We start from the raw sequence: 6,903 nt of genomic DNA on the forward strand, positions 1-6,903 counted from the left end.
GTGTATGCGGCGGATAAATGCCTTTATCCGCCGCATACAGGCCCCAGCGAAAACGGCGGGGCCACGCGCCCTGCGGGCGCGGAAACCCAGCCCATACTGGGGATTCGCCTAGCTGGGAAGAGCGGGTCGTATGTCGGACCGCTCTCGGGCGCGGGAGGCGCGGCGGCTGCGCTCTCTATGCCAACCGGCGCCGTGCAGCAGGCGGAAAGCCTCGTTGTCGGACCGGCGCGGACATCTTGCCCAACAGCTGTAATGCCTGGTCAACAGTGCTTTCGCCTGTCCGATGCCAGGCCCGTGCCATCTCGGTTCAGGGAACAGTTGGCAGGCCGGGCTGGGCCGTACTAGACAGATAAAGGCATTTATTTGCCGCGTGGGCCGCTTCTGGTTTTCACGGTTTTTTGCTTTTTCCGGCTCGTTGAATGCCCTGGTTGACGGCTAGGAATGCGTCGATGACCCCCCCCCCCCCCCCAAATCCGTGTGCCCGCATAGCCCCGTGCACATCAGAGCTGATGGGGTTGCCTGCTGTGTTGAGGGGCTGCTAGCCCGAGCCGACGCTTCGGCGCTGTCTGCCAACACCCGCAAGACCTATCAGACGGGTTGGAACAGCTGGGCCCGCTGGACCGCTGCCAACGGCCTGGCTAGCTCCAAGGCCACCGTCGAGCACATCCGGCGCTGGCTCGCCTCCCTGTTCATGGAGGGGAAGAAGCCCGCCACGCTGCGCACCTACCTCGCCTCCGTCGCCCACCACCTCAGCAGCCGGCGCGGCCCCAACCCGGCCCGCCACCCCCGGGCACGGCTGGCGTTGGCCGGACTCGTCCGAATAGCCGCCGACGAGGGCATCACCGAACGCCAAGCCGACCCGCTGCGCTCACACCACATCAAGCAGATCATCGGCGCCGCCCCCGCGCCCAGGCGCAGCCAGCCCGGCGGGCGCCTCGAAACCCCAGAGCAAGCCCGAAAACGCGCCGACATCGACATCGCGATGCTCGTGTTGGCCCACAACGCCCTGCTGCGTTGTAGCGAACTCCTCGCCCTCACCTGGGCAGATGTACAACTCTCCGCACACGCAGGGCTGGCCACCATCTCGATCCGCCGCTCCAAAACCGACCAGCACGCCAAAGGCGCAGCCGTTCCCATATCCGAGCCCGCCGCGCAGGCCCTCGCCCGCCTCAGACCAAAAGACGCCGCCCCCGACGACCGCGTATTCGACTTCTCGCCCAGCACCGCCCGACGGCGCTACAAAGCCGCAGCCCTAGCCGCCGGCATCAACCCCACCGGCATCACCACCCACTCCACCCGAATCGGGATGGCCCAAGACCTCGCCGCCGACGGCACCGACATCGCCGGCATCATGCTCGCAGGCCGCTGGAAGAGCCACGCCGTCACCGTCCGATACATACAACGCCTCCAAGCCCAGCACACCCCCGCCGCCCAACACCTCAAAACCCAGACCCTCAACGTCTAGCGGGGCTCGTCGCCCTCGAAGGTGATGCGGTGCATGAGCCGGAGTTGGCCGTGATAGTCGTTGATGGGGTTGTGCATGGCGCAGCGGTTGTCCCACAGTGCCAGCGAGCCCGGCTGCCAGCGGAATCGGCAGGTGAACTCGGCCTTTGACTGGTGGGCGAAGAGAAACCGCAGCAGGGGCTGGCTCTCTTCCTCGGTCATGCCCTCGAATCGGGCGGTGTGGGCCACGTTGACGTAGAGGGCTAGCCGACCGGTCTCGGGGTGGGTGCGGACCACTGGATGGACTGCCTCATAGCTCTCCGCTGAGGTGTGACCGGCCTCGTTGGCGTCGGCAATGCGGTCTTCCCGGGTCTTGGACACGTCGGCCATCGCCGAGCTGTTAACGGCTCGCAGACCCCGCAGGAACTCCTTCAGGCCGTCGGACAGGGCATCGTAGGCGGCGTACATGTTGGCGAACTCGGTGTCGCCGCCGGCGGTGGGCACCTCGCGGGCCAAGAGCATCGAGGCCATCGGCGGCCGCTCCAGGTAGGCGGTGTCAGTGTGCCAGATGCCGCCGAAATTGACGGTCTCGTGGGGCAGCTTCTTGACCTCGATGACCTCGGGATGATCGGGCAGGCCGGGCACGAACGGATAGCGGCCGGGGGTGCCGATGCGGCGGGCGAAGGACGAGAACTGGTCGAGGGTCAGGTGCTGGTCTCGGAAGAACACCACCAAGTGGTCCAGCCATGCCTGGCGAATCTCGGCCACCGCGTCGTCGAACAGGTCGTCGCTCAGGTCGACCCCGCCGATCTCCGCCCCGATGCATCCGCCCACCGGTGCCACCCTCAGATGTCGATGCTCACCCACCCAGGATCCATTCCGGCCGATAACTGGTTGTTCGTTAGGGTAGCGACGCATGCCATGGGGCGCTGATGTCTGAGCCATACGACCTGGCCGGAAAGGCGGTGCTGGTCACCGGGGCCAGCCGAGGGGTGGGCGCGGCCATCGCCCTGGCTGCCGCAGCCAAAGGGGCCAAGGTGGCGTGCGCGGCCCGGTCCACCAAGGCGTCGCCCAAGCCGCTTCCCGGCACCATCGATGAGACCGTCGAGGCGGTGATCGACGCCGGGGGCGAGGCACTGGCCGTTCCCACCGACCTGACCGCGGCTGACGACATCGAGGCCATGGTGGCCGCCCCGGTGGAGGCCTGGGGCCGACTCGACGTGGTGGTGAACAACGCCGCGGTCACCTTCGTGGGCGAGGTGGACATTCCCCTCAAGCGCTACGACCTCATCATGGACATCAACCTGCGGGCCCCGCTACTCACAGTGAGGGCTGCCCTTCCCCACCTGCGGGCCGCGGGGCGGGGACGCATCCTCAGCTTGTCGTCGCAGGCCGCGCTGCGCCCGGTTCCCGGACTCATGTCGTATGGCATGTCGAAGCTGGCCCTCGAGCGGATGACCACCGATCTGGCCCGCCAGCTCCACCCCGACCGCATCGCGGTCAACTGCTTCCGCATCGACATCCCGGTGGCCTCCGAGGGCACCCTGGCCAACATGGGCGACATCGACCTCACCGACTGGGAGCCCACTTCGGTGCCCGCCGACGGCATCATCTGGATGCTAGAGCAGCCCGACGACTATTCCGGGCGGTGCGAGAGCATGTGGGATCTGCGCCACCAGGAGAACATCATGCCCAGCCGGGCGGCAGAGGAATACACCACCAGGCCCCCGCTCCAGTTCATCAACGGCCTGTACGACTTGAACACCGAAGACGCCTTCGCCCGAGGCGCCGAAGAGTCAGCGAGCTGACCGTGGACCTGTCGAGAAAGACCGCCCTGGTGACCGGAGCAGCCTCGGGAATCGGCGCGGCCTGTGCTCGCCGTTACGCCGAGGCCGGCGCCCACGTGATCTGTACCGACGTAGTCGACGACGCCGGCCAGCAGGTGGCCGACGAGATCGGCGGACAATATCGCCACCTGGATGTGGCTGATTCCTCGGCTTGGACTGCGGTGGCCGCAGAGGTGGCCGACGATCCCGGCCACCTGCATGTGGCCCACCTCAACGCGGGGATCATGATGGGGTTGTCCGACATTTCCGAGATAAGCGACGAGGACTATCACCGCATCATCGGGATCAACCAGCACGGTGTGGTGTTCGGCCTGCGGGCTGCGACTCCGCTGCTAGAGAGAGCCGGGGGCGGCCATGTGATGGTTACCGGCTCGATGGCCTCGTTCAGCCCGCTGCCGGTGGACTTGGGCTATTCCATGTCGAAACACGCCATTGCCGCGTTGGTCCGCAGCGCCGCTCCCAATCTGGCCGAGCGGGGTATCAGTCTCAACGCCGTCTGCCCGGCCACGGTGGGCACCGGATTCCTGGGCGGCAACCGAGAACAGCTAGAAGCCGCGGGCATGATCATCATGGACGCTGAGCAGGTGGCCGAGGCGGCCATGGCGATTCTCGATTCGGGCCTCACCGGCGAGTGCTTCGCCCTGTTCAAGGGCCGACAGCCCGAGCCCTTCCAATTCGCCACCATCCCCGGGGCCGACTACCGGTCGCGCCGCTAGAAGACGATATGGCCGAGCCAGCGACCGCAGCCGACATCGGGCTCACCGTGGCCGAATCCACCCCCCGTTCTCCGCAGCTGCCTCGAGCGCAAAAGGGCGCGCCCAATGTGCTGGTCATATTGCTGGACGACACCGGATTCGCCCAGCTCGGCTGCTTCGGCGCCGACATCGCCACTCCCAACATCGACCGGCTGGCCACCGGCGGTCTGTCGTACAACCGCTTCCACGTGACGGCCCTGTGCTCGCCCACCCGAGCCGCTCTGTTGACCGGTCGAAACCACCACGCGGTGGGCATGGGCTTTCTGTCCGACATGACCATGGGGTTCCCCGGGTACACCGCCCGCATCCCTCCGTCAGCGGCCATGCTGCCCCGCATTCTGCGCGACGCCGGATGGGGCACCATGGCCATCGGCAAGTGGCACCTCGCCCCCCGGGGCGAGCGCAGCGCAGCCGGCCCGTTCACCCTGTGGCCCACCGGGGTGGGCTTCGAGCGCTACTACGGCGTGCTCCACGGCGGGGCCAACTGCTATGCCCCCAACCTGGTGCGCGACCAGCACTACATCAGTCCGCCGACCCACTTCGACGACGGCTACCATCTCAGCGCTGATCTGGCCGACCAGGCGATCGCCCACATCACCGACCAGAAGCACGCCGCTCCCGACAAGCCGTTCTTCTGCTACTACGCCGAGGTGGCCACCCACGCCCCCCACCATGTGACTCCTGAGTGGGTGGAGCCCTACCGGGGAATGTTCGACGACGGGTGGGACCGGTGGCGGGAGCGAGCCTTCGAGCGCCAACTGGCCTCAGGGATCGCACCGGAAGGCACCACCTTGACCGAGCGACCCTCGTGGGTGCAGCCCTGGGACGAGCTCGACGCCGACGCACGACGGCTGTTCGCCCGCATGCACGAGGTGTACGCCGGGTTCGTCACCCACACCGACGCCCAGATTGGCCGGGTGATAGATCACTTGGAGGCCATCGGCGAGCTGGACAACACCGTGGTGATCCTGTGCTCCGACAACGGGGCCAGCGCCGAGGGCGGCCATGTGGGCTCGGTCAACGAGCACCGGTTCACCAAGGGGCTGCCCGAGTCGGTGGCCGCCAACCTGGAGTGGCTCGACGAGTTGGGCGGTCCCCGAACCTACAACCACTACGCCTGGGGCTGGGCCTGGGCCGGCAATACCCCGTTCCGGCTGTGGAAGCGCTACGCCTGGCTGGGCGGCACCCGTACCCCGCTGGTGGTGCACTGGCCGGCCGGCATTGCCGCTCAGGGGGAGGTGCGCACCCAGTTCTGCCACGCCATCGATTTGGCCCCCACCGTGCTGGAGCTGTGCGGGGTGGACGCTCCCGAGTCGGTGGACGGGGTGGCCCAGACGCCGATCCACGGGGCCAGCCTGTCCGCAACCTTCGACGACGCCGATGCCCCCTCACCCCGAACTGAGCAGTACTTCGAGGTCCAGGGGTCGCGGGCCATGTACCTGGACGGCTGGAAGGCCACCACCGACCATGTGGCCCAGGCCCACGGCGATGAGGTGGCGATGATGGAGGGCAGCCGCTCGTTCGACGACGACACTTGGGCCCTCTTCCGGCTCGACGATGACTTCTCCGAGGCCCGCGACCTGGCCGCCGACCACCCCGAGAAGCTGGCCGAGCTTGAAGCCGCGTGGTGGGAAGCGGCCGAGCGTTTCGGGGTGCTGCCCCTCGACGACGGCTACGCCGGGCGGATGCCGGCCATCTATCCGCCCGCCTATCCGCCCCCCGCCCAAGCCCGGTACCGACCGGGCGCCGGCCGAGTAGCCGACGAAGTGATGCCCGTGCTGGTGCGGGGGTTCGCCATCGACGCCTCAGTGTCGGTGGGCGCCAGCGGGGCCGAGGGCATCGTGTGGGCGATGGGCGATTGGACCAGCGGCTTGGCCCTGTACGGATTGGACGGCTCCCTGGTGCTGGGCCTTTGCCTGTCGGGCGACCAGTTCCGCCTGGCCACCCCACCGGTCGCCTCCGACGCCGCCACCCTGGGGTGCCGGTACCAGCCGTTGTCTCTAGACTCAAGCATCGTCGAGCTGCTGGTGGACGGCGAGATCACCGCCCGGCTGGAACTCGACCGGACGTTCCCCAACTCCTGGCAGAACGGCGGCACCGGGCTGGTCATCGGCCACGACACCGGCTTCCCGGTCAATGACGACTACCAGACCCCCTTCCCATGGACCGGGGCCATTTCCCATATCGACATCACCACGCCCAGCGCTGCGCCTCCCGATCCCGCCCAAATCGCCCGGGAATCCCTCAACGCGGATTGAGCGTTAGTCAGGCTGTCGAATAGCTGCTAGACCACTTCGGGTCGGCCATATACAGGAGGCACCATGAGCAGCGACACCCCATCTGAGCGTCTCGACGTCAACGGCATGGTGGCGGTGGTAACCGGCGGGGCGGGCGGCATCGGCAAGGGCATCGTTACTGCCCTGTTGCAGCGAGGCGCCACCGTGGTGATCGCCGACATCGAAGCCGACACCACACAGGCCACCGTGGCCGAGCTGTCCGATCTGGGCCCGGTGTCGGGCTGGCCCACCGATGTGGCCGACGAAGGCTCGGTGGCCGCCTTGGCCAATTACGTCTACGAGGCCCACGGGCGCTGCAATCTGCTCTTCAACAACGCCGGCGTTACCTCCGGCGGAGGCGGAAAGCCCTGGGAGCAGGAGCCCAACGACTGGCGGTGGTGCTTCAGCGTGAACGTTTTCGGCGTGGCCATCTGCACCACCGAGTTCGTGCCCCGGATGCTGGCTGGCGGCGAACCCGGCCAGATCATCAATACCTCCTCGGGCGATGGAGGATTCGCCCCGGTGCCTACCGCCTCGGTTTACGCCGCCTCCAAGGCCGCGGTGAGCTGTTTCACCGAGACG

6 protein-coding genes are annotated in these 6,903 nt (G+C 67.5%); 5 read left to right on the forward strand and 1 reads right to left on the reverse strand.

The annotated features are described in order from the left end of the window. Nucleotides 1-493: 493 nt before the first annotated feature. On the forward strand, nt 494-1,465 hold the full coding sequence (locus tag OXG30_05830; protein MCY4134415.1) for a tyrosine-type recombinase/integrase: 972 nt from the start codon (nt 494-496) through the stop codon (nt 1,463-1,465). On the opposite strand, the gene OXG30_05835 is transcribed toward OXG30_05830, so the two are convergent. Continuing rightward, a complete protein-coding gene (locus tag OXG30_05835) occupies nt 1,462-2,310 on the reverse strand; it encodes a TauD/TfdA family dioxygenase (GenBank protein MCY4134416.1) in 849 nt (282 codons plus the stop codon). The genes OXG30_05830 and OXG30_05835 overlap by 4 nt on opposite strands. Nucleotides 2,311-2,375: 65 nt before the next feature. Between OXG30_05835 and OXG30_05840 the strand changes: the two genes are divergently transcribed. The 4 genes from OXG30_05840 to OXG30_05855 form a co-directional block, all read left to right on the forward strand. After that, nucleotides 2,376-3,251 (forward strand): SDR family NAD(P)-dependent oxidoreductase, encoded by an 876-nt coding sequence (locus tag OXG30_05840; protein ID MCY4134417.1) that lies wholly within the window; start codon nt 2,376-2,378, stop codon nt 3,249-3,251. A 2-nt stretch (nt 3,252-3,253) separates the two neighbouring features. Next, on the forward strand, nt 3,254-4,006 hold the full coding sequence (locus OXG30_05845) for an SDR family NAD(P)-dependent oxidoreductase (protein ID MCY4134418.1): 753 nt from the start codon (nt 3,254-3,256) through the stop codon (nt 4,004-4,006). An 8-nt stretch (nt 4,007-4,014) separates the two neighbouring features. After that, entirely contained in the window at nt 4,015-6,303 is a 2,289-nt protein-coding gene (locus tag OXG30_05850) for an arylsulfatase (protein ID MCY4134419.1), read from the forward strand. A gap of 63 nt (nt 6,304-6,366) precedes the next feature. After that, nucleotides 6,367-6,903: SDR family NAD(P)-dependent oxidoreductase (locus OXG30_05855; protein MCY4134420.1), on the forward strand; the 537-nt coding region annotated here is incomplete at its 3' end.

It is taken from the genome of bacterium (assembly GCA_026708015.1).
Classification (GTDB): domain Bacteria; phylum Actinomycetota; class Acidimicrobiia; order Acidimicrobiales; family Bin134; genus Poriferisocius.

What these genes read in the sequence shown, in the direction of transcription:
- OXG30_05840 (MCY4134417.1), top strand. Translation starts at nt 2,376, where the DNA reads ATGTCTGAGCCATACGACCTGGCCGGAAAGGCGGTGCTGGTCACCGGG.
- OXG30_05850 (MCY4134419.1), top strand. Translation starts at nt 4,015, where the DNA reads ATGGCCGAGCCAGCGACCGCAGCCGACATCGGGCTCACCGTGGCCGAA.